The sequence below is a fragment of the Amycolatopsis sp. genome (assembly GCF_035276945.1).
Taxonomy (GTDB): domain Bacteria; phylum Actinomycetota; class Actinomycetes; order Mycobacteriales; family Pseudonocardiaceae; genus Amycolatopsis_E.
Map to the genome: position 1 here is coordinate 34,833 of NZ_DATELF010000099.1, position 22,742 is coordinate 57,574.

The window sequence follows — 22,742 nt, forward strand, 5'->3', positions numbered from 1 at the left end:
TACTCCCTCCGCCGTCACGAACCGGCCCGCAGCGCGGCCTGAAGGTGCTGGAGCGAACGGACCCCGATGTCACCCCGGATGAGAGCCTCGATGCCGTGCACGGCGGCCGCCGCGCCCTGAACCGTGGTGATGCACGGGATGTCACGGGACACCGCCGCGGTGCGGATCTCGTAACCGTCTATGCGCGGGCCGCTGTTACCGTACGGAGTGTTGATCACCATGTTCACCGCGCCGTCCAGGATCACCTCGACGATGTTCGGCCCGGCGGATCCGGCCGTGTCTTCGGTGCCTTCGGTGTCTTCCGTGTGCTTGCGCACCACCGTGCACGGCACGCCGTTGCGGCGCAGCACCTCCGCGGTGCCGGAGGTCGCCAGGATCTCGAATCCGAGGTCCGCCAGCCGCTTCACCGGGAACACCATCGCCCGCTTGTCCCGGTTGGCCACCGAGACGAACACCCGGCCCGAGGTGGGCAGCGAGCCGTAGGCCGCGGCCTGCGACTTGGCGAACGCCTCGCCGAAGGAGGTGTCCACGCCCATGACCTCGCCGGTGGACTTCATCTCCGGCCCGAGCAGCGAGTCCACCCCCATGCCCTCCGGGGTGCGGAAGCGATGGAAGGGCAGCACGGCCTCCTTGACGGCCACCGGTGAGTCCGCGGGCAACTGCCCGCCGTCGCCGTCGGCAGGCAGCACGCCCCGGGTCCGCAGCTGCTTGATGCTGGACCCGGTCATGATCAGCGAAGCCGCCTTGGCCAGCGCCACGCCGGTCGCCTTCGACACGAACGGCACCGTGCGCGACGCCCGCGGATTGGCTTCCAGGACGTACAGCACGTCGTCCTTCAGCGCGTACTGCACGTTGAGCAACCCGCGCACGCCCACACCGCGCGCGATCGCCTCGGTGGACGCGCGGACGGTCTCGACGTCCTGCCGGCCCAGGGTGATCGGCGGCAGCGCGCACGACGAGTCGCCGGAGTGGATCCCGGCTTCCTCGATGTGCTCCATCACGCCGCCCAGGTACAGCTCCTCGCCGTCGAACAGCGCGTCGACGTCGATCTCGATCGCGTCGTCGAGGAACCGGTCCACCAGCACCGGATGCTCGGGCGTGACCTCGGTGGCGCGCTGGATGTACCCGGCCAGGGACGCCTCGTCGTAGACGATCTCCATGCCCCGCCCACCGAGCACGTAGGACGGCCGCACGAGCACCGGGTAGCCGATTTCGTCGGCGATCCGCTTGGCGCCCTCGAACGAGGTGGCCGTGCCGTACTTCGGCGCCGGCAGCCCGGCGTCGCCGAGCACCTCACCGAACGCGCCCCGGTCCTCGGCGAGGTGGATGGCCTCCGGCGGGGTGCCCACGATCGGCACGCCCGCGTCCGCCAGCCGCCGGGCCAGGCCGAGCGGGGTCTGCCCGCCCAGCTGCACGATCACCCCGGCCACCGTCCCGGACCGCTGTTCGGCGTAGACCACCTCGAGCACGTCCTCGAAGGTCAGCGGCTCGAAGTACAGGCGGTCGGAGGTGTCGTAGTCGGTGGAGACGGTCTCCGGGTTGCAGTTGACCATCACGGCCTCGAACCCGGCCTCGCGCAGGGCGATCGCGGCGTGCACGCACGAGTAGTCGAACTCGATGCCCTGCCCGATCCGGTTCGGCCCCGAGCCCAGGATGATCACCTTCGGCTTGTCGGGCTGCGGGGTGACCTCCGATTCCGCGGCCGGGTCGGACTCGTAGGCCGAGTAGTGGTACGGCGTCCTGGCGGCGAATTCGGCGGCGCAGGTGTCGACGGTCTTGAACACCGGTCGCACGTGCAGCCGGTGCCGCAGCGTCCGCACCCCGTCCTCACCGGCCAGCTCCGGCCGCAGCGCGGCGATCTGCTGGTCGGACAGGCCGGTGCGCTTGGCCTCGCGCAGCAGGTCCGCGTCCAGCACGGGCGCGTCCCGGACCTCGGCGCCCACCTCGCCGATCAGCGCGATCTGGTCGATGAACCAGGGGTCGATACCGCTCGCCTCGTGCACCTGCTCGACGCTGGCGCCCAGGCGCAGCGCCCGCTCGACCGCGTAGACGCGGCCGTCGTGCGGGGTCCGCAGCTCCTCCAGGGTCCCTTCGAGCGTGACACCTTCGGGGTCGGGCCGAGTCCAGAACCCGGCCGCCTTGGTGTCGATCGAGCGCATCGCCTTGCCCAGCGCTTCGGGGAAGCTGCGGCCCAGCGCCATCGCCTCGCCGACGCTCTTCATGGTCGTGGTGAGCGTCGGATCCGCACCCGGGAATTTCTCGAACGCGAACCGCGGCACCTTCACCACCACGTAGTCCAGCGTCGGTTCGAACGAAGCGGGCGTCTCGCCGGTGATGTCGTTACGGATCTCGTCGAGGGTGTAGCCGATCGCGAGCTTCGCGGCGATCTTGGCGATCGGGAACCCCGTCGCCTTCGACGCCAGCGCGGAGGAACGGGACACGCGGGGATTCATCTCGATCACGACCATCCGCCCGTCACGCGGGTTGATCGCGAACTGGATGTTGCAGCCGCCGGTGTCCACGCCGACCTCGCGCAGCACCGCGATACCGACGTCCCGCATGTGCTGGTACTCGCGGTCGGTCAGGGTCATCGCCGGGGCCACCGTGATCGAATCCCCGGTGTGCACGCCCATCGGGTCGAGGTTCTCGATCGAGCAGACCACCACGACGTTGTCGCGGCGGTCGCGCATCAGCTCGAGCTCGTACTCCTTCCAGCCGAGCACGCTCTCCTCGATGAGCACCTCGGTGACCGGCGACTCGGCGAGGCCGGTCGACGCCAGCCGCTCGAGTTCGTCGTGGGTGTGCGCCATGCCGGAGCCGAGCCCGCCCATGGTGAACGACGGCCGGATCACCACCGGCAGCCCCAGCTCCACGACGGTTTCGCGGACCTCCGCCATGGAGTGGCAAACCCGGCTGCGCGGCACCTCGGCCCCGACCGCGCGCACGATGTCCTTGAATTTCTGCCGGTCTTCGCCGCGCTGGATCGCGTCGATGTCCGCGCCGATGAGCTCGACGCCGTACTTCTCCAGCACACCGCGCTCGTGCAGGGCGACCGCGCAGTTGAGCGCCGTCTGCCCGCCCAGGGTCGCTAGCAGCGCATCGGGCCGCTCGGACGCGATGACCTTCTCCACGAAGTCCGGCGTCACCGGCTCGATGTAGGTGGCGTCGGCGAACTCCGGGTCGGTCATGATCGTCGCCGGGTTCGAGTTGACCAGGCTCACCCGCAGTCCTTCGGCGCGCAGCACACGGCAGGCCTGCGTCCCCGAGTAGTCGAACTCGGCCGCCTGGCCGATCACGATCGGGCCGGAGCCGATGACGAGCACGTGCTCGATGTCGCTACGTTTCGGCATTACTGGGTCTTCTCCTGTGTCTCACGGGGCACTTGCACCCGGCCGGCCCCCGCGAGCGAAGTCGGCCGGTTGTGGCTCGCGCGGGCCTCCATCAGCGCCACGAACTCGTCGAACAGCGGCGCGGCATCGTGCGGGCCCGCCGCCGCCTCGGGGTGGTACTGCACCGAGAACGCGGGCACATCGCCGCACCGCAGGCCCTCGACCGTGCCGTCGTTGGGACAGTAGTGACTGACCTTCACCGTGCCGAACGGCGAGTCGAAGGTCTGCCCCGGCTCACCCTCCAGGGCGAACCCGTGGTTCTGCGCGGTGATCGCGACCAGCCCGGTGCCGGTGTCGATCACCGGGATGTTGATGCCGCGGTGGCCGTAGCGCATCTTGTAGGTGCCCAGCCCCACCGCGCGGCCGAGGATCTGGTTGCCGAAGCAGATCCCGAACAGCGGGATCTCCCGGCCCAGCGCCGCCCGGGTCAACGCGATCGCGTGGTCCTGGGTCTCCGGGTCTCCGGGGCCGTTGGACAGGAACACGCCGTCCGGCTCGACGGCCAGCAGGTCCTCGATCGAACTGGCGGCGGGCAGGATGTGCGTCTCGATGCCGCGCCTGCTCATCTGCCGCGGCGTGTTCGACTTGATGCCGAGGTCCAGCGCGGCGACCCGGAAGCGCCGCTCACCCCGGGCAGGCACCACGTACGGCTGGGCGGTGGTGACCTCACCGGCCAGGCTCGCGCCCTTCATCGGCGGGCCGGCCAGCACCGTGTCGAGCATCGCGCCCTCGGTGTCCAGTGCGTCGCCGGAGAACACGCCGGCCCGCATCGCGCCCTGCTCGCGCAGGTGCCTGGTCAAGGTCCGCGTGTCCACCCCGGAGATGCCGACCACGCCCTGGCCGGCCAGTTCTTCGTCCAGTCCGCGGCGCGAGCGCCAGTTCGACGGCGTGCGGGCCGGGTCGCGCACGACGTAGCCGGCGACCCAGATGCGGGCCGACTCGTCGTCCTCGTCGTTCCATCCGGTGTTGCCGATCTGCGGCGCGGTCTGCACCACGATCTGCCGGTGGTAGGAGGGGTCGGTCAGCGTCTCCTGATACCCGGTCATCCCGGTGCAGAACACCGCCTCGCCCAGGGTCCGCCCCCGCGCCCCGTAGGCCGAGCCGCGGAACACCCGGCCGTCCTCCAGCACCAATGCCGCCGGCGTCCTCACCGGGCACCTCCCTTGATCCGCAACCTGTCGATCCACTGTGGATAGTCATCGGGCTCGTCCGAGCGGAAACCCGTGTCCAGCTCGACATCGCCGGCCCGCCAGGTGATCACCAGCAGGCTGTCCGTGCCCATCACCTTGCCGGCGATCGCGCTCCGCAGCCCGGCGCCGGTGATGGACTCCCGCGGGATCCAGAACCCGGGAGCGCCCGCCCGGTCCACCTCGACGCCGCCGGGACAGAGCCGCAGCCGGGCCCGTCCCCGCAGGCCGGCGCCGCGGGTGACGATCCGGTCCTGCCAGTTCCCCGCGGTGGTCGTGCTGACGTAGAGACCCTTGGCCACCAGTTCGGGCTCCCCGGGTTCGCCGGGAACCCGCGGGAAGGGCGGCACCAGCACACTCTGCGACCGGGCCTTGCGCCGCCAGCCCACCCGCATGCCGTAGACCAGCAGCAGGAAGCAGGCGAGCACGATCAGCGAGAGCACCAGACGTTCCATCAGCTGATTTTCCCTTCACGAGCCGTGATCCGGCCGCGCAGCAGCGTGAGAGTCACCACTGCGGGCAGGCGCATGCCCTCGTACGGCGTGTTCGCCGCGATGCTGGCCAGTTCGGCGCCCCGGACCGTCCACTCCGCCTCGGGGTCGACCAGCACGAGGTTGGCCGGCTCCCCCGCCGCCAGCGGGCGGCCCTGGTCCGGCAGTCCGGCGATCTCCGCGGGGCGCTCGCTCATCACCCTGGCCACCCCGCGCCAGTCGAGCAGGCCGGTGCGGACCATCGTCTCGGCCACCACCGACAGCGCGGTCTGCAGGCCGAGCATGCCCGGCCGGGCCGCCGCCCACTCGCAGTCCTTGTCCTGCACCGCGTGCGGGGCGTGGTCGGTGGCCACGCAGTCGATCACGCCCTCGGCCAGCGCCGCGCGCAACCGGGCCGTGTCCGGGCCGGTGCGCAGCGGCGGGTTCACCTTGTTGACCGGGTCGTAGGTGACGAGCCGTTCGTCGGTGAGCAGCAGGTGATGCGGGGTGACCTCGGCGGAAACCCGGGTCCCACGGTCCTTCGCCCACCTCAGGATGTCGGCCGTCCCCGCGGCCGAGACGTGGCAGACGTGCAGCCTGGCCCCCGCGTGCGCGGCCAGCAGGCAGTCGCGCGCCACGATGGATTCCTCCGCGGAGGCGGGCCAGCCGGCGTAACCGAGGCGCGAAGCCCGCTCTCCTTCGTGCGCCTGGGCGCCGACCGTGAGCCGCGGTTCTTCCGCGTGCTGCGCGATCACCACGCCCAGCGCGGTCGAATACTCCAGGGCCCGCCGCATGATCAGCGGATCCGCGACGCATTGCCCGTCGTCGGAGAACAGCCGTACCCCGGCCACCGACTTGGCCATCGTGCCCAGTTCGGCGAGCTTCTCGCCCTTCAGCCCGGCCGTGACCGCGCCGACCGGATGCACATCGACCAGCCCGACCTCGCGGCCACGGCGCCAGACATGCTCCACGACCACCGCGTTGTCGGCGACCGGATCCGTGTTGGCCATCGCGAACACCGCCGTGTAGCCGCCGAGCGCCGCGGCCGCCGAACCGCTCTCGATCGTCTCGGCGTCCTCGCGGCCCGGTTCGCGCAGGTGGGTGTGCAGGTCGACGAACCCGGGCAGCAGGACCTGCCCGTCCGCTTCGACGACCTCGGTGCCCTCGGTACCCTCGCCCGGTTCGACCGCGCCGATTTCCACGATGACGCCGTCGGCGACCAGCACGTCCACCGGGTCACCCTCGCCATAGAGCCGGGTTCCCTTGATCAGCACGCTCACTTCTCCTCCTCCCCGGCCAGCAGGTGGTAAAGCACCGCCATCCGCACATGCACCCCGTTGCGCACCTGCTCGGTGATCGCGGACGCGGGCGCGTCGGCCACGACCGACGCGATCTCCATGCCGCGCAGCATCGGACCCGGATGCAGGACAACAGCGTGCTCGGGCAACAGGCGCAGCCGTTTCTCGTTCAGCCCGTAGGTGATCGAATACTCGCGCGCCGACGGGAAGAACCCGCCGTGACTGCCGCCAGGTCCGGCAGGCCCGGTTATCCGTTCGGCCTGAACCCGCAGCATCATCACCGCATCCACCGCCGGCAGTTCGGCGTCCAGTTCGTGGGACACGGTCACCGGCAGCGTCTTCACGCCGGTCGGAAGCAGCGTCGGCGGCGCGACCAGGACCACCTCGGCGCCGAGCGCGGCCAGTAGGTGGATGTTGGACCGCGCGACGCGGCTGTGCAGCACGTCGCCGACGATCGCGACGCGGCGGTCCTTCAGCGTGCCGAGCCGCTCACGGAGCGTGGCCGCGTCGAGCAGGGCCTGGGTCGGATGCTCGTGGGTTCCGTCGCCCGCGTTGACCACGGAGGTGCCGGTCCCGGCCAGCCACCCGGCCAGCCGGTGCGCGGCGCCCGAGGCGGGATGGCGGATGATCACGCAGTCGGCGCCGGCCGCGGCCAGTGTCAGCGCGGTGTCCCGCAGCGACTCCCCCTTGCCGACCGAGGAACCGCCGGACGAGACGTTCACGACGTCGGCGCTCATCCACTTGCCCGCGATCTCGAAGGACACCCGGGTGCGGGTGGAGTTCTCGTAGAACAAGGTGATGACCGTGCGGCCGCGCAGCGTGGGCAGCTTGCGCACCTCGCGGCCGAGCAGGGTCTTCTTCAGCCCTTCGGCGGTGTCGAGCACCGCGGTGGCCAGATCCGGGTCGAGCCCGTCGGTGGCCAGCAGGTGTTTCACTCCTCCACTCCCTTGTCACGCAGCACCACGGCGTCCCGCCCGTCCACTTCGGACAGCAGGACGTGCACCTCCTCGCTCCGGGAGGTCGGCACGTTCTTGCCCACGTAGTCCGCCCGGATCGGGAACTCACGATGGCCACGGTCGACCAGCACGGCGAGTTGCACCGCGCGTGGGCGCCCGTGGTCACGCAACGCGTCGAGCGCCGCGCGAACCGTACGGCCGGAGAAGAGCACGTCGTCGACCAGGATCACCACGCGGTCGTCGATCCCGGCGTCGGGCAGGCGGGTGGACGCGAGCGGGCGGGTCGGCTTCCGGCGCAGGTCGTCGCGGTAAAGGGTGATGTCGAGGGCGCCGGTCGGCGGCTTGACGCCGGAGAACTCGGTGATCCGCTCGGTCAGCCGGGTGGCCAGGGACGTGCCACGGGTGGGGATGCCCAGGAGCACGGGCGGATCGTCCACGTCGGCACCGAGCGCAGTCTTCTCGATGACCTGATGGGCCATTCGAGCGATGGTGCGGGCGACGTCACCGGCGGAGAGCAACTCCCGCTCACCACCCGGCTCCGCCGCGCCACGGGAGCGTGACGCCACGGCAGACTCCTTCCCCGCCTCGCCGGACGGGTCCTTAAAGGATGTCGACAACCCCTGTGGCCAGGGATTCCAGGCGAGGCTACCAGGCGCGCCCTCACCTGCATCGGGTGGTATGACTCCTCTCTTTCCAATCCTTTGCTTGACCTGGTGACGACAATGCGTAACCATTACTCTGAGTGTTCAGCTCAGCAGTCCCCCGGGCGGTCCTGGAGACCGACTGGGCGAGGAAACGGAGAACCACCAGATGGGCGATTACGCCAAGGCGCTCGGGGCCAAGCTCCGCGGGATCCGCCAGCAGCAGGGACTGTCCCTGCACGGGGTCGAGCAGAAGTCCGGCGGACGCTGGAAGGCCGTCGTGGTCGGTTCGTACGAGCGAGGCGACCGGGCGGTGACCGTCCAGAAGCTGGCCGAGCTGGCCGATTTCTACGGTGTGCCGGTGGTCGAGTTGCTGCCGGAGGGCCGCGTCCCGTCGGGCGCCGAGCCCGCCACCAAGATCGTGATCAACCTGGAGCGGCTGCAGCAGCTCCCGGCGGAGAAGGTCGGGCCGCTGGCCCGGTACGCCGCCACCATCCAGAGCCAGCGCGGCGACTACAACGGCAAGGTGCTGTCGATCCGCACCGAGGACCTGCGCTCGCTGGCGATCATCTACGACATGACCCCCGGCGAGCTCACCGAGCAGCTCATCGACTGGGGCGTCCTGCCGCCCGAAGCCAGGCCCGCGAAGGAAGACTGACCCGCGTGAAAACAACCCGGTGACGGTACGGAACTCTGGGCACCTGAAGTGACCCCTGAGCTCGCCGGGGCGAAAAACTCTCGGGAACGCGGAGGCGGGCCAGAGGTCCGTCTGCGCGTTCACGATCGCGCGCAGGCCGTGAAGAAGACGTCCCTCGCGCCTTCAACTACAAAACCGCTCGCAACCGGTCCGCGATGGTGCCGATGCGGCCGAGCACACCGTTGACGAACCGGGGCGAGTCGTCCGTGGACAGTTCCTTGGCCAGGCCGACCGCCTCGTCGATGGCGACCGGATCGGGCACGTCGGCGGCCCACAGCAGTTCGTAGACACCCACGCGGAGCACGGCCAGGTCGACCGGCGGCATGCGCTCGAGGGTCCAGCCCTGCGCGTGCTCGGCGAGCAGCTCGTCGATCCGCTCGCGATGCGCCGCCACGCCCTCGACCAGGCTGATCGTGTAGTCGCCGACCGGGTCGACATCGGTGGAGCCGACCCGCTCGGCCAGCAGGGTCACCGGGTCGAGGGAACGCTGCGCGGCCTCGTAGAGGAACTCCACGGCACGCCTGCGCAAAGCGCGGCGGCCCAGGGAGCCGCCGCGCCGGGGCGAACGTTCGGAAGGGCTCAACTGGAGATCCTGCCCAGGTACCGGCCGTCGCGGGTGTCCACCTTGACCTTCTCGCCGGTGGACACGAACAGCGGCACCTGGATCTCGGCGCCGGTCTCCAGGGTCGCCGGCTTCGTGCCGCCGGTGGAGCGGTCGCCCTGCAGCCCGGGGTCGGTGTGCTGGATGACCAGCTCGACCGAGGTGGGGAGCTCGACGTAGAGCGGCTCGCCCTCGTGCGTGGCCACCTGCACCTCGGTGTTCTCCAGCAGGTAGCTCGCGGACTCGCCGACGGTCTCCGCGGGGACGGTGATCTGGTCGAACGTCTCGCCGTCCATGAACACGTAGTCGGCGCCGTCGTTGTACAGGTAGGTCATGGTGCGGCGGTCGACGGTGGCGGTGTCCACCTTGGTGCCGGCGTTGAACGTCTTGTCCACCACCTTGCCGGTGAGCACGTGCTTGAGCGTGGTGCGCACGAACGCGCCACCTTTGCCCGGCTTGACGTGCTGGAAGTTCACGACGGACCACAGCTGGCCGTCCAGGTTCAGCACTATGCCGTTCTTCAGGTCGTTGGTGGTGGCCACTACGTTGTCCAGTTCTCCACTAGTCGTTTCTCCCGGCCGCGCTAGACGACCACGAGTTCCTTGCTGCTCAGGGTGAGGAGTTCGGCCGTGGAATCCCGCACGACCAGCGTGTCCTCGATGCGGACGCCACCGCGGCCCGCGATGTACACGCCCGGCTCGACGGTGACCGTCATACCGACGGAAAGTGTACCGGCGCCGTTGCGTGCCAGCCGGGGCGCCTCGTGGATCTGCAGCCCCACTCCGTGGCCGAGGCCATGCGAGAACTCGTCACCGTGCCCTCCCTGCTCGATCACCTGCCGTGCCGCCTTGTCGACCTCGACCACCTCGCTGCCCGGCAACACCGCCGCGCGCCCGGCGGCCTGTGCCCGGTACACCAGCTCGTACACCTCGCGCTGCCAGTCCACGGGCCTGCCGAGCACGACCGTGCGGGTCATGTCCGAGTGGTACCCGTCCACGGTGGCTCCGAAGTCCAGCTTCACGAACTCGCCCGCGGCCAGCACCTTGCCCGTGGGCCGGTGGTGCGGGATGGCCGAGTTGGCGCCGGCGGCCACGATGCTGTCGAACGACGGGCCGGACGAACCGTAGTCGAGCATCCGCGTTTCCAGGTCGCGGGCCACCTCGCGCTCGGTGCGGCCCGGCCGGATCCCGCCGTGCTCGAGCAGATCGGCCAGGGCACGGTCGGCGGCGGCACAGGCCATCCGCAGCGACTCGATCTCGGTCGCGTCCTTGACCAGGCGCAGCCGCTCGACCAGGCCAGGCGCACGCCTGAGCTCGATCCCGCCGGCGAGCGCGGAAAACGCTTCGTAGTCCTCGACGCTGACGTGGTGACTTTCGAAACCCGTCCGGCGGTAACTCGCCCCCTGCTCATCGGCGCGGCTGAGCAGGGCCCTGGCACTGTCGCGGTCGAGCACGCGCTCCAGATCGGGCACCTCGCCCGCGGACTGCGTGGCGTACCGGCCGTCGGTGCAGAAAACAGTTTCCTTGTCGCTGCCGGCGTGGAGCAGCAGAGCCGCGTTGGAACCGGTGAACCCGGTCAAATAGCGGATGTTGAGCAGGTCGGTGACGAGCAATGCGTCCACGTCGGCTTCGTGAAGCAGCTCGCGCAGCGCGTTACGGCGAACGAGGTGAATTTCCGGCACCAGCCCAGCCTAGGGGCGGCGCCAGTCGATACCAATCCGGCCGACCGTGCCACGAGCGGCGAAACGCAGGTCGGCCGCCGGTTTGACGGGGAGGCTCACTTTCGGTCTGCTTGGTAAGGTGACCCGATGCGGCCCTGGCTGACTCGCGGTCTCGGGATGGCGCTGCTGCACGGTGTCGCCGCCGTCGCGCTGGCGAAGGCGGAGGTCTACACCCCGGCCGGCCTCACCACCATCAAGATCATCGTGATCGCGCTGCTGGTGGGCACGGCCGCGCTGTGGAGTGCTATCGACGCCTGGCGGTGCGCCCCCAGCCCGTCCCCGAAGCCCGCGAGAGCGTTGCGGCGGGACGATCTCGGCCGGACCTGGCTGATCTCCGCGCTGATCTCCGGGCCGGTGTCCGGGATCCTCTACGTGATCGGCAAGGCGGTGCTGGTCGACCAGAGCGGGACGAGCGAGTTGTGGCCGGCGCTGTCCGGTGGCGCCGCGTTCACCTCGCTGCTCGTGCTCGTCCCGGCCGGGCTCGGCATCTTGGTGGGCGGCCGGCCGCAGCCCGCCCGGAAGTCGGCGTCGGCCGGAAAGTAACGGCTCAGAACGGGACCTCGCCGGCGAGCTGGCGGATGCCCGGCAGATCGCCGTCGAGCTCCCCGGTCTCGAACCGGCACATCCCGATCACGTGCCAGAACTGGCCACCCGGGTCCCCCTCGACCTTGTAACGGCCGTCCGGGGCCAGCGCCGCCCAGCCCTCCGGCAGCCCGAGCAGCACCAGCCTGGCCTCCGCCCGCTGCCCGGTCACCGTCCACAGCCGCACCGTGCCGTCGTCACCGCCGCTGGCCAGCAGCCGGCCGGACGGGCTGAACTCGACCGACAGGACGTCCCGGCTGTGCCCGATCAGGGTTTGCAGGTGGGCGCCGGTCGCCGGATCCCACAGGCGGATCACCAGGTCGTTGCCCGCGGTGGCGAGCAGATCCCCGGCCGGGTTGAACGCGAGCGTTTGCAGGCGCGCGATATGCCGGGTCAGCACGTGCCGGACCTGCCCGGTCCCGGTGTCCCACACCCTGGCCGTGGTGTCCCAGGAGGCACTGGCCACCACGCCGTTTCCGAACGCCACGGCGTAGACCCGGTCGGTGTGCCCTGCCAGGGTGCGCAGGAGCTTGCCGGTGCGGGCGTCCCACAGCCGCACCATCGAGTCATCGCATCCGGTGACGAGCAGGGTTCCGTCCCGGTTGAACGCGATCGAGCGGACCCGGCCTCGATGTTCACCGAGGGTGTGCAGGAGCCGGCCGGTGGTGCGGTACCAGAGCCGGACGGTGTCGTCGTCGTTCGCGGTCGCGAGCTCGTCGCCGGACGGGCCGAACGCCAGCGCCCAGATCGGCGCGGATTCGACGTTCAGGTGACGCTCGTAGACCGCGGCGACACCGCCTTCCGTCCTGGTGAGGCTGAGCAGGTTGAGCCTGCCGTCGTTGGTCGCGGTGGCCAGCCGGGGCGCGGCCGGGCTGAAGACGGTGGCCTCCACGGTGAGCAACCGGTCCGGCGAGCCGAACAGCTGCTCGACCCGGCGTCCGGTGACCGGGTCCCACAGCCGCGCCACGCCGTCGTTGCCGCTGGTGGCCAGCAGCTCGCCGTCCGCGCCGAACCGCACACCGGTGACCCGCCGCCCGTGCCCGGACAGCACATGCCGGCACTGGCCGGTCTCCGGATCCCACAGGCGCGTGGTGAACTGGTCGTCGCTGATCGCGAGCTGGCCGCCGTCCGGGCGGAACGCGAACGGCCACACCGAGCCGAGATGGCCTTCCAGCCGGTGCCGGACCTCGCCGGTCGCGCTGTCCCACAGGATCACCTTGCCGGCGCTGTCCCCGGTGGCCAGGATGGCACCGGACGGGCTGAAGGCCACGCAGTAGATCGCCGCCACATGCCCGGTCGGCGCTCGCACGCACTGCTTGGTCGCGGTGTCCCACACGCACACGCCGCCGTCGGTGTCACCGCTGGCGAGCAGGCTCCCGTCGGGATGGAAGGCGAGGCTGTACACCCCGCCGGTGTGCCCGGGGAGATCGGCGAGGCGACGGCCCGTCCGCGGATCCCACAGCCGCACGGCGCCCCCCTGCCCGCCGGTGGCCAGCAGATCGCCGGACGGGCTGAACGCCACCCGGTACACCGAGCCGACGGCGCCGGTCAACTCACCCAGCGACGCACCGCTCGCGGTGTCCCACAGGCGAACGCTGCCGTCCCGGTACGCCGCGGCCAGCACGGCGCCATGGAAGGCCATGCTGAAGACGAAACCGCGCCCGCTGGGCAGTTCGTGGACGGGCTCACCGGTCGCCAGATCCCACAGCCGCAGCACGCCGTCGGCATCGCCGGTGGCCAGCCGCCCACCGGACGGGTCCAGCTCGACCGGCCACGGCCACTCCCGGTGCCCCTCCAGCACATGCCGGGATTCGCCGGTGGCCGCGTCCCAGACCCGGACCTTGCCGTCGGCGGACCCCGTGACCAGGACGTCCTCGCCGTAGGTCACGGCGAACACGCGGTCCCGGTGGCCCTGCAGGGTGCGCAGTGGCAACCCGGTGACGCTGTCGCAGATCAGCACCCCGCCGTCGTCGCTGCCGATCGCCAGGGTTCCGGCGTGGGGGCTGTAGTCGAGCGCCCGGGGGAGGCGGCCGAACTCGGCGTGGAAGCCGTGCCGCACGCCGATCGAAGCCGGTGCGAACTCGGTGTGCGCGGGCTGGCCGGGCGCGATGGCCGCACCGCGCAGGTGGCCGGGGTCCGGAAGGCCCTTCGCCGCGATCAGGGCGGCGCGGCGCCAGCGGCTGCCCGTCAGCACCGCGCCGGTCAGGTCGGCCCGTTGCAGCCTGGCTCCGGTGAAGTCGGCGTCGCGCAGGTCGGCACCGCTGAGGTCGGCGTCGTCGAGTCGTGCCCGGACCAGCGTGGCGTCGCGCAGGACCGCGCGGGTGAGGTTGGTATCCACCAGGCGAGCGCCGGTGAGGTCGGCGCCGGTGAGATCGACCTCGGCGAACTCGCGGTAGGACAGATCCTCGCCCGGCAACGACGCGCCCCGCAGGTCGGCGGTGGCCGGGGTGCGCAGGCGCGTGCTGACCTTGATCGCGTTGGTCCGGGTGATGTCGCTCGCCGCACCGTCGGCGAGCACCCCTTCGGCCCATTGCTGGCAGACCCGGGTTTCCGCGATGTCGCACAGGAAGTCGACGGTCAGCTGCGAAAGCGGGCGCTGCCCGAGTTCTCCCGGCGCGCTCGTCCCGGAGTAGAACCGCCCGGCGATCGCGTTGGCCACCAGCCACTCCATCACCGAGCTGTGGATGAACCCGAACTGCCCGTCGTCGGTCCGGACCAGCAGGCTGCCCGCGCCCATCGCATGCGCCGCCTGGGACCCGGACAGCCGCCCACCGGCCAGGCCCGAGAGCGTGTCGGCGACCTCATGCAGTTCGGCCAGGCCCAGGAACGATTCGCCGGACTCCCAGAGCCGCAGCGCGAGGGTCGTGACGGCCAGCCACAGGTCGTCGAGCTCGAGGCCGACGGGCGAACCCGGCCCGCCCGCGGCCCGCCGGGCCTCGAAGCTCAGCCAGTTCTGCAGGATTTCGCGGTAGAGCGCGGCCGCCGACAGCGTGTGCCGGGCCCGCACCGCCGCGCGGACCCGCTCGTCGTCCAGGTCGGAGATGAAGCTCAGCATGCGCGGATTCCGTGACAGGCCGAGAAGGTCCTGGATGCCGTTGATCAGGATCAGGCGGGCGGTGGCCTTCTCCTCGTCGCCGCCGTAGCGGTTGATCAGGTACCGGCGGATCTGCTCCGGCGTGAAGTCCTCCACGGCGAGGATCCGCCGGTGCGGCAGCAGCCCGACCCGCTCGCCGAGCGCGGTGAACACCTGGGCGTGCGACTTGAAGTGCTGCGTGCGGCTGGCGACGATGATCTTCGCCTTGTCCCGGGCCGCCTGCAGCAGGGTCTCCAGGTGGTCGGCCGCGCGGTCGTAGGTGACCCGGGTGACCAGCTCGTCGAAGCCGTCGAACAGCAGCACGATCCGGCCCTCGCGCAGCATGTAGTGAAACGCCTTGAGGTCGATCAGCTCCTCGCCGTGGTTGGCCAGGTGCGCCGCCACCAGCGCGTCCACCGAATGCGCCTTGTCCAGTTCCCGCAGCTCGATCAACAGCGGGATCACCGCGGGGACCGTCTCGGCGATGCGCCGGGCCACCTCACGCAGCACGAACGTCTTGCCGCGGCCGAAGTCGCCCAGCACCAGCACGAACCTTCCGTGGTCGCCGGTAGCCAGGCGGACCAGCTCGTCGGCCAGGTCCTCCCGCACCTCGGCCTCGTTGCGGTCGAGCTCACGGAACCGTTGCGGCACATAAAGATCGGGCGGGTAGCGCCGGTCGGTACGCAGCCGGAGGGTCTGCTCGGCGACATACTCGTCGAGGTCGAGCAGGCCCTGGAACTCGGTGAAGCTGCGCAGGCGCACCCCGCGCCGGGCGACCTCGTCCCGCAGTGCCCCCGACGGCGACGGCCCCTGGTAGACCAGCTCGGAGCCGGGACCGGGGTCGTGCCGCAAGAAGTCTTCGACGACTTCGCGGGTCACCTCACCGACATAGGCGCCGACCCGCCATTGCGGGGTGAACCCCTCCTCCTGCCGGGTGACCAGCAGATGCGGTGGCCGCGCGTCGACGCGGCGGATCTTGGCCCCCTCGTAGCGGGTCGCGCAGACCTCGGCGACCCGCTCGAGCAGGCGGCTGTCCGGATCGTTCGCCTCGGCCTGCTCCTCCGCCGGCACCGGCGCCTCGGCCAGCTCGGCGAAGCCCCCGGTCGCCGCGGGCGCGACGAAGGTGCCGCCGGCCGACTGCCACTGCCGCGTCACCCGCTCGGCCCGCTCACCCACCCGGTCCTCGTACACCGAAAACCGCCGCAGCCCGTCGGCGGTCACCTGGATGATCTCGTCCCGGCCCGGCCCGGCACCCGCCACCGCGGGCAGGCCGGAGTCCAGGAAATCGATCCGGGTGCCGCCGGGACCGGGACCGTGCAGCAGCAGGTTGAGCCGGCTGCCGAGCAGCCGGTCGAGCAGTTCGGCGTCGGAGAGCAGCACCGGGTCGCGGCCGGGCAGCCGCCCGCCCGGCGTCGGGTCGTGGCGGAGCACGCCCAGCCGTAGCCAGCCGGAGGACTCGAAGGGCCGCAGGCGTTCGGCGAACCACGCCACCTGGGACTCCCCCAGCAGGCCGTAGTCGTCCTCCGGGCGGTGGCTCATCGCCATCGTGGAGTTCATGGCGGCGATCGCGACCCGCAGCTCGGGAACGGCGAACAGGGTCCACGGCTGGGCGACGTCGAACACCGGCCCGTCGAGGCCCTGGTAGAGCTCGGCGAACAGCTCCGCGTAGTGGTCCAGCTTCGGGAAGTAGGGCTCCTGGGGCCGCCGGTCCCGTGCTTCGCACTGCAGGAAGTAGGCATGGCAGGCGGCCTTGGACACGTCACGGCCACCCGGCGCGACGATCAGCCGGTGTGGCTCCAGGCCGAGCAGCACACGCAACCCGGCGAGGAAGTTCAGCGCCTCGTCGACCTGGCCTGGCCTGGCCGACTCGGTCAGGTCGCCGCTGACCACGATCAGTTCCGGTTCGGGCGCCCCCGAGTCGGTGAGCCGGCTGACGTTCGCCCTGATCCTGGCCTGCAGCTCGCGTGCGGTCAGCGGCTCACCCGCCCCGACGGTGCCGCGGCCGAACCGGGGACCGGGCACGTGCAGCACCGTGACGCTGTCACGCCCGGCAGGGAGCGGCGTGGCCGCGGGCGGGTAGGCCGGTGCGGCCACCGGCGCGCGGCGCGTCCGAGGCGGTTCACGGGTGACGGGCTCCGGCTCGCGGGGCACCTGCGGGGCGACGGTCGCGTGCGGGTAGGCGGGCTCCACTTCCGGTTTCGCCCGGCCGGCCAGGGTCTGGCGGAGCTGGCCGAGCAACGCCTCACGCGCCGCGTGCTGGTCGGCGATGCCGAGCAGGTCCAGCCAGGTGATCGTGGCGAGCAGGCCGTCCACCGGACAGTCCTCGATCCGGACGGTGACCAGCTTGCCCGGGTCGCTGCGCAGCGTCGCCTGCCATTCCATGGTCCCGTAGCGGGAATTGAGGTAGTTGCGGGAAAGCACCGCGACCACCACGGCCGCGTCACGGATGCCGCGGTTCATGAAGTCGATGAAGTTCGTGCCGGGCACGAAATCCCAGGCCTGGATCAGCGTCCGGTGCCCGGCCGCCTCCAACTGCCAGGCGATCCACGCCGCCCAGCGTTCGTCCGCCGGCGAATAGCTGATGAAGAAATCGATCGGACGGCCGGGATCCACCCGCTCCCCTCGCCAGTCCATAGGGCTCAGTATCGCGGTGCGATCGGACGATTGCCCAGCGTCCATTCGGGTTGGGATCATGGGCCGGTGGCCGGCCGTGAAAAGGTTACCGACAAGATCCCCACCGTGACCTCTGAGCTTCGGCGGCTGCTGGCCAAGACGAGCGTGCTCTCCTGGATCAGGATCGGACTGCTGACGGCCGGTTTGCTGTGCGTGCTGACCGGCCTCCTGCCCACCGGCGAAGCCGCCGCGAGCATGCGGCGGATCGGCCCGCTCCTGCTGTTCCTCGGCAGCGTCATCGTGCTCGCCACGCTCGCCAGGCAGGCACTGGTCTTCGACGTCATCGCGACCTGGCTCGCGATCGTCGGCCGCGGCAACTACTTCGCGTTGTTCCTGCTCTGCGTGGGGTTCGCGACGGTCACCACCGTGGTGCTCAACCTGGACACCACGGCCGTCCTGCTCACCCCGGTCTTCCTGGCGCTGGCGCCGAAGGCGAAGATCACCGCCCTGCCACTGGCCATGACGACGGTGTGGCTGGCCAACACCGCCAGCCTGCTGCTGCCGGTGTCGAACCTGACGAACCTCCTGGCCGCCAACCGGGTCGCGCTCGCCGCCCCGCAGTTCGCCGCCCGGATGTGGGCGCCACAGCTGGCCTCGCTCGTCGCCACCATGCTGTTCCTCTGGCTGTGCTACTGGCGCCGGGGCCAACGCGGTGAGGACCGGTACATGCCGCCGCCACCGGTCCGGCTCGCCGGGCCCCGGGAACGGGCACTGTGCTGGATCACCGGCGCGGCCTGCCTGCTGTTCATCGCGGCGATCCCGCTGATCCACGACCAGATCGGCTACGCGGCCGCGGCCGCGGCGCTGGTCGCGGTCATCGCGTTCGCGTTCCTGGATCGCGAGAAACTGCACCCGCGGCTCATCCCGTGGCAGTTGCTGAGCTTCGTGAGCGGGCTCTTCCTGGTCGTGCCGACCCTGAGCCGGTACGGGCTGGGCACCGTGATGACCGCGCTGGTGGGCGTCGACGGCAGCGTCCTGGGTGCCTTCCGCGCGGCGGCCGCGGGCGCCGGGCTGTCCAATGTGGTCAACAACCTGCCCGCCTACACCGCGGGCGAGGCGGTGGTCCCGCCCGTCAACCACGACCAGCTGCTGGCCCTGCTGATCGGGACGAACGTCGGCCCCATCGTCACGCCGTGGGCGTCGCTGGCGACCCTGCTGTGCCTGGAATCGTGCCGCCACCACGGGCTGCGGGTCCCGATGGGCCGGTTCGTACGCAACGGTCTCGGCCTCGCCGTGGTGGCGCTGGCCACGAGCGTCGCGGCGCTGTGGCTAACCAGGTAGGCCCGCGATGGTGATCCGCCCGGCCGAATCGACCAGGTCGAGCAGGCCGGGAATCGCCTGCGGATGCCCGGCGACGAAGCTGCGGTCGTTCGGGAGGTCGATGCGGTCGTCGAAAGGCTCGCCGTCGAAGCCGTACACCGCGATCCCGGCCTCGCGCGCGATCAGGCTTCCCGCCGGGAGATCGATCGCCTCGGCCCGGTAGCCGACGAACCCGTCGATGTCGCCCCTCGCCAGCATCACCCAGGCCAGCAGCGGCGCCCACAACTGGAGCACCCGGCGTGAGCTCGACTCGAGCACCACCCGCAGCGCGCGGGCCACCTCGTCGGCGCGCCCGACCTCGTATCCCTGCGCCCACGCGAGAACGGGGTGCCGGGGCTTGCGGTAGCGGGGCCGCAGCCGCCCGCCGGGCCCGACCGTGCCGCGATCCTGCACCGCCGACCAGCTCTCGCCCCGCACCGGGTCGTGGACGACACCGAGCACCGGCACGCCGTCGCGGCACAGCGCGATCCCGACCACGTAGTTGTTCAGACCTATCGCCACGTTGTTCGTACCGTCCAGGGGGTCCACGAGCCACACCCACGATTCGTCGGACGCGTCCAGCAGGCCCGACTCCTCGGCCACGATCCGGTGCCGTGGGAAGGCGTCACGGAGACGCGCCACGATCACTCGTTCGGCGGCCAGGTCGAGGTCGGTCACCACATCCCCGGTCGCGCTCTTGGTGCGCACCCCCAGCGTGCCGGTCGCGCCGGCGAGCAGCAGCGTCCCCGCTTCCTCGACCGCGCCGAGCGCGACCTGCCTGGCCTGTTCCAGATCAACCTGCGTCAGCGTGTGCTGTGGCCGCACGGATCCTCCCGCGGTCGAGGGGGCCTGGAGGCTGGCCCCCAGGCGGGGTCTGGAGGTTGCACCCCCGGAGGGCGCTGTCCGGAGCCGGCAAGTCGCATGACGACCATGCCGGCCACGTACACCGTCTCATCGTGATCGCAGAGCTGCCGCTTGGTCCGATGGCTTTCAGTGTGCAGGTCGCCCAGCGCCAGGTCCACCGCCCCCGGACGGCCGAGGCCGAGGGCGACGGTTGCCGTCTCACCCACTGGTACGGTCTCATGGAAAACTCCCGCCGGCAGGCCGTAGACGTCGCCTTTTCGATGAACTTCGGTGACGCTGCCGCCACGGCGCACCAGTCTGGACGTGCGGCGGATCTCGTCGCCGTCACCGCCGCTCTCGATCTCACAGACCCGATGGGTGGGCCCGTCCGGTTCGTCGGTCACCGCGACCAGTTCGTTCCGCAGTGTGCCGTAGAGGACATAGCTGAGCAGGTCCCAGCTGTGCGCGTGCGTGGTCGAGGTGGTGGCGCCGGCGTGCGGAACGTGATCGCTCCACACATGCACGCAGACACCGCGCTCGCCGGCCCGCTCCAGCGGAAGGCAAAGGAAGCCGAGTGGATGCCGCACGGCCAGGACCCTGCCACGGCCCGCGGCCACCTCGCCGAGCCGGTCGGCGGCCCACCGGGGAACGGCCCGGTCCCTGGCCTCGCCCGTCACCGCCCGATAGATCGTGTCGTACATGGCCTCCCCGCATCCTTTCCCAGCGCGCGAACGGGCGCGGGCAGCCTTACCAGTAGGGGTTCTTCGGCTGGAGGGCCCTTCGCACGATGTCGGCGACGTCCCGGTCGGTGAACGAACCGGGCAGTTCCAGGTCGAGCAGGGCGAACAGCTTGCGCGTCTCCTCGACCGACGGCTCGTCCGACAGCGGTAGGTCCTTCGCCCTGCCGATGTCCACGTGCCGGGTCTGCTCGAAGCTCGCCATCAGCTCACGGCTGTAGGCACGGTAGTGCGGCTTGCCCTTGTCGAACAGCAGGGCCGGCGCCGCCGGGTCCTCCTGGGTCATGATCACCCACTGCGAGGAGATATCCCAGCGGAAGGTGGTCATCACCTTCGACAGCCCGACCTCGATCCTGAGGAAGGTGAACCGCTGGCGGTACCAGCAGGCCGCGAAGATCGTCGCGAACGCCTCCTTACGCGTACGGTCGACGGTCCAGGTGTCGCCGGTCCGGTCGGGCCCCGGGGTCAGCGAAAGGCGGTACTGCGAGTACTCCTGGCACAGCACCTGGTTCGTCGGGTCGACGATCTCGATCTGCACTCTCAGCGGGCGCTTCGCGCGCCGCGCGTTCTCGACGCACTCGGGGAGCGTGACCGCCCTCAGGTAGGTTCCGGTGCCGCCCTTGAACATCCACTGCTCGGTCTCGTGATGCGCGTCGGCGTGCACGCGGCCCACCTCGGGGCCGTTCACCAGCCGGACCGCGAAGGTCTCGGCCAGCGCCCGCGCCGCGAACCTGCGGTCGCGCAGCAGGGTCGTGGCCAGCAGGGCCAGCGTGAGCAGGACCGCCGCGTTGATCTGTTCGGTGCCGAAGACGTCGAACACCCCGAGCAGCGCGACCACCGCCGCGATCACCAAGGCCAGGAAACCGTCGGCGTTACCCCTCAACCACGCCGCGAGCCGCGCCATCCAACCCGTGTCTTTCGGTAGCCGGTTTTCGTCCGAGGGTAACAAGGAGCCGCGGCCGCGGGAAGAACCAGAGCAACCAGTACGACCAGAAGAACCAGCAGCAAACGCGAAAGTTTCACAGCGGAGGGCCCGGCGGGTGGTCGCGCCACTGCGCGTCGGTGATCGACGTGACGGCCGAGCCGTTCATCGCGACGATGTCCGCCGAGGCGACCGGCCACAGCCTGCCGTCGTCGAGGATCAGGCCGAAACCGTAGCTCGGGGCCTGCACCGCGGCGGCGCCGGACGCCAGGCGCGCGGCCACCGGAACCTGGCCGAGCGCCACGATCCGCTGGTCGAGCACCCGCGTGGCGAGCTTCTCCGCCACCGAACGGCGGTCGATCCGGACCAGCCTGCCGTCCACCACGAAATCCATCGTGCGCACCGGCGAGGGCATGGCGAAACCGTTCAGCGTCGCCAGCGCCTGCGCCTGGTTCGCACAGCCGCTGACACCTGTGAGATCGAGGCCGAACCGGCGCAGGTCGGTCGGCGCGCCCGCCTCACCGATGACGGTCGCGCGCACCACGTCCACCGGCACGCGCCCGCACGGGTCGGCCATCGAGACCGGCGCGTGCCCGTCCGGCCGCCGCACCAGGCCCGGTCCCTCCCGCCAGGTACCCGGGATCACCACGGCGCGGTAGGGCCTGGTGGCGAAGTCGCGGTCGAAGAACGTGATCGTCGTACCGCCGTCGGTCTCGTGCGCGATCGCGAAGGCGTTGAGCGCGTCGACCCACATCAGATCGACGCTGAAGGCGTCCACCACCGATCTGGTACGAGGGGCCGCGGTGCCGGGGACGGGGGCGAAACCGTTGTCCTCCAAGGCTTCCACACCGGTACGGAACGTGGGGTCCTTGGCGCGCAGCACGAACTGTCCCGCGCCGTTCCACCCGGCGCCCCGGCCGGTGGTGTCGGTGAACATCAGGTAGAACCAGCCGTCCAGGTACACGGCCGCCGGTTGCCCCGCTCCGTAGAGATTGTCGCGGTGCACGTCCTCGGCCGGCCCGACGATCGCGTTGCCGTCGTTGGCCCGTGTCCAGGTGCGGCCGTCCCTGCTGGTGGCCACACCGATCGAGTTCCCGAGCGCGTGATCGCCCGCCGCGCCGGTGTAGTAGAGGTAGTAGGTCCCGTCCACCCGGATCACCGAGGGGTCGCAGGTATGTGCGCCGTCGAAGTGGCCAGGGTCGCCGGAAAGAACCGCGGGGGGCGTGGTCCCGCCGGGCCCGGTGAACGGTCCGTCGAGGGAGGCCGATTCGCCGTAGAGGATGTCGTCGCCGGGTGGTGGCGCGGCCGGGGACTGGCTGCACCACCACGTGCGGGCGCGGTCGCCGTCGAGCATCACGGTGGGGCCGTAGTTGTAGGGGGTGCCGGGTCCGCCCGCCGCGACCACTCCACCACTGGCGCGGCTCGCGCCGGTGGTCAGCGGGACGTCTCCGGGGTTCGCCGCCGGTTTGTCGCCGCCGATACCGCCGTTCTGCCCGGCGCCCTCGGCCTGCGTCTGCCCGGCCGCCGAGCAGCCGGCCAGGCCTGCCGCGGCGAGGGCCGCGACCAGCACACCGGCCAGCCTCCACCGGACACCGCGCAACGCCAAACCCCACCCCTCCAGCTTCCCGCGGCCGCCGGTGGGCGACGGCACGAG

The 22,742-nt window shown here is 71.0% G+C and carries 17 protein-coding genes; 3 read left to right on the forward strand and 14 right to left on the reverse strand.

The features are described from left to right. Positions 1 to 14: 14 nt before the first annotated feature. The 6 genes from carB to pyrR are packed head-to-tail and all read right to left on the reverse strand — an operon-like array spanning position 15 to position 7,866. Positions 15 to 3,350, reverse strand: a complete 3,336-nt coding sequence (gene carB, locus VJT49_RS17015) for a carbamoyl-phosphate synthase large subunit (RefSeq protein WP_324165803.1) — start codon at positions 3,348 to 3,350, stop codon at positions 15 to 17. Continuing rightward, complete coding sequence (carA, locus tag VJT49_RS17020; protein ID WP_324165804.1) at positions 3,350 to 4,540, reverse strand: glutamine-hydrolyzing carbamoyl-phosphate synthase small subunit; 1,191 nt, start codon at positions 4,538 to 4,540, stop codon at positions 3,350 to 3,352. The genes carB and carA overlap by 1 nt, the downstream gene beginning before the upstream one ends. Beyond that, a complete protein-coding gene (locus VJT49_RS17025; RefSeq protein WP_324165805.1) occupies positions 4,537 to 5,031 on the reverse strand; it encodes a transporter in 495 nt (164 codons plus the stop codon). The genes carA and VJT49_RS17025 overlap by 4 nt, the downstream gene beginning before the upstream one ends. Next, a complete protein-coding gene (locus tag VJT49_RS17030) occupies positions 5,031 to 6,326 on the reverse strand; it encodes a dihydroorotase (protein ID WP_324165806.1) in 1,296 nt (431 codons plus the stop codon). The genes VJT49_RS17025 and VJT49_RS17030 overlap by 1 nt, the downstream gene beginning before the upstream one ends. Next, positions 6,323 to 7,279 carry an aspartate carbamoyltransferase catalytic subunit gene (locus VJT49_RS17035; RefSeq protein ID WP_324165807.1) on the reverse strand — a complete coding sequence of 319 codons (957 nt, stop codon included), beginning with the start codon at positions 7,277 to 7,279 and terminating at the stop codon, positions 6,323 to 6,325. Before VJT49_RS17035 ends, VJT49_RS17030 begins: the two co-directional genes overlap by 4 nt. Continuing rightward, complete coding sequence (pyrR, locus tag VJT49_RS17040; RefSeq protein WP_324165808.1) at positions 7,276 to 7,866, reverse strand: bifunctional pyr operon transcriptional regulator/uracil phosphoribosyltransferase PyrR; 591 nt, start codon at positions 7,864 to 7,866, stop codon at positions 7,276 to 7,278. The genes VJT49_RS17035 and pyrR overlap by 4 nt, the downstream gene beginning before the upstream one ends. A 244-nt stretch (positions 7,867 to 8,110) precedes the next feature. Here pyrR and VJT49_RS17045 point away from each other — a divergent pair, with 244 nt between their 5' ends. Beyond that, entirely contained in the window at positions 8,111 to 8,599 is a 489-nt protein-coding gene (locus VJT49_RS17045) for a transcriptional regulator (protein WP_020422358.1), read from the forward strand. Between the two features lie 166 nt (positions 8,600 to 8,765). Here VJT49_RS17045 and nusB read toward each other — a convergent pair whose 3' ends face one another. From nusB to VJT49_RS17060, 3 genes are read right to left on the reverse strand one after another with little or no spacing between them, the layout of a single operon-like run. Next, positions 8,766 to 9,221, reverse strand: a complete 456-nt coding sequence (gene nusB, locus VJT49_RS17050; RefSeq protein ID WP_324165809.1) for a transcription antitermination factor NusB — start codon at positions 9,219 to 9,221, stop codon at positions 8,766 to 8,768. Continuing rightward, on the reverse strand, positions 9,218 to 9,781 hold the full coding sequence (efp, locus tag VJT49_RS17055; RefSeq protein ID WP_324165810.1) for an elongation factor P: 564 nt from the start codon (positions 9,779 to 9,781) through the stop codon (positions 9,218 to 9,220). Before efp ends, nusB begins: the two co-directional genes overlap by 4 nt. A gap of 41 nt (positions 9,782 to 9,822) precedes the next feature. Then, positions 9,823 to 10,920 (reverse strand): Xaa-Pro peptidase family protein, encoded by a 1,098-nt coding sequence (locus VJT49_RS17060; RefSeq protein WP_324165811.1) that lies wholly within the window; start codon positions 10,918 to 10,920, stop codon positions 9,823 to 9,825. A gap of 126 nt (positions 10,921 to 11,046) precedes the next feature. Here VJT49_RS17060 and VJT49_RS17065 point away from each other — a divergent pair, with 126 nt between their 5' ends. Beyond that, entirely contained in the window at positions 11,047 to 11,502 is a 456-nt protein-coding gene (locus tag VJT49_RS17065; protein WP_324165812.1) for a B-4DMT family transporter, read from the forward strand. Positions 11,503 to 11,506: 4 nt separating this feature from the next. Here VJT49_RS17065 and VJT49_RS17070 read toward each other — a convergent pair whose 3' ends face one another. Beyond that, positions 11,507 to 17,248, reverse strand: a complete 5,742-nt coding sequence (locus VJT49_RS17070; protein ID WP_324165813.1) for a TIR domain-containing protein — start codon at positions 17,246 to 17,248, stop codon at positions 11,507 to 11,509. Between the two features lie 105 nt (positions 17,249 to 17,353). Here VJT49_RS17070 and VJT49_RS17075 point away from each other — a divergent pair, with 105 nt between their 5' ends. Continuing rightward, positions 17,354 to 18,568, forward strand: coding sequence for an SLC13 family permease (locus VJT49_RS17075; RefSeq protein WP_324165814.1), 1,215 nt, complete (start codon positions 17,354 to 17,356; stop codon positions 18,566 to 18,568). Here the strand turns inward: VJT49_RS17075 and VJT49_RS17080 are convergent. The 4 genes from VJT49_RS17080 to VJT49_RS17095 form a co-directional block, all read right to left on the reverse strand. After that, positions 18,557 to 19,411 (reverse strand): inositol monophosphatase, encoded by an 855-nt coding sequence (locus VJT49_RS17080; protein ID WP_324165815.1) that lies wholly within the window; start codon positions 19,409 to 19,411, stop codon positions 18,557 to 18,559. The two genes, VJT49_RS17075 and VJT49_RS17080, sit on opposite strands and share 12 nt — an antisense overlap. Further along, positions 19,390 to 20,130: a hypothetical protein gene (locus VJT49_RS17085; RefSeq protein WP_324165816.1), complete on the reverse strand. Its 741-nt coding sequence runs from the start codon at positions 20,128 to 20,130 to the stop codon at positions 19,390 to 19,392. The genes VJT49_RS17080 and VJT49_RS17085 overlap by 22 nt, the downstream gene beginning before the upstream one ends. 46 nt (positions 20,131 to 20,176) lie before the next feature. Further along, positions 20,177 to 21,070 carry a hypothetical protein gene (locus VJT49_RS17090; RefSeq protein WP_324165817.1) on the reverse strand — a complete coding sequence of 298 codons (894 nt, stop codon included), beginning with the start codon at positions 21,068 to 21,070 and terminating at the stop codon, positions 20,177 to 20,179. A 115-nt stretch (positions 21,071 to 21,185) separates the two neighbouring features. Further along, positions 21,186 to 22,658, reverse strand: a complete 1,473-nt coding sequence (locus VJT49_RS17095; protein ID WP_324165858.1) for a beta-xylosidase — start codon at positions 22,656 to 22,658, stop codon at positions 21,186 to 21,188. Positions 22,659 to 22,742: the final 84 nt, after the last annotated feature.

Excerpts from the sequence above, each read along its gene's own strand:
- VJT49_RS17085 (WP_324165816.1), bottom strand. The coding sequence starts at position 20,130 with ATGTACGACACGATCTATCGGGCGGTGACGGGCGAGGCCAGGGACCGG.
- VJT49_RS17025 (WP_324165805.1), bottom strand. The coding sequence starts at position 5,031 with ATGGAACGTCTGGTGCTCTCGCTGATCGTGCTCGCCTGCTTCCTGCTG.
- VJT49_RS17070 (WP_324165813.1), bottom strand. The coding sequence starts at position 17,248 with ATGGACTGGCGAGGGGAGCGGGTGGATCCCGGCCGTCCGATCGATTTC.
- VJT49_RS17065 (WP_324165812.1), top strand. The coding sequence starts at position 11,047 with ATGCGGCCCTGGCTGACTCGCGGTCTCGGGATGGCGCTGCTGCACGGT.
- VJT49_RS17090 (WP_324165817.1), bottom strand. The coding sequence starts at position 21,070 with ATGGCGCGGCTCGCGGCGTGGTTGAGGGGTAACGCCGACGGTTTCCTG.
- carB (WP_324165803.1), bottom strand. The coding sequence starts at position 3,350 with ATGCCGAAACGTAGCGACATCGAGCACGTGCTCGTCATCGGCTCCGGC.
- VJT49_RS17045 (WP_020422358.1), top strand. The coding sequence starts at position 8,111 with ATGGGCGATTACGCCAAGGCGCTCGGGGCCAAGCTCCGCGGGATCCGC.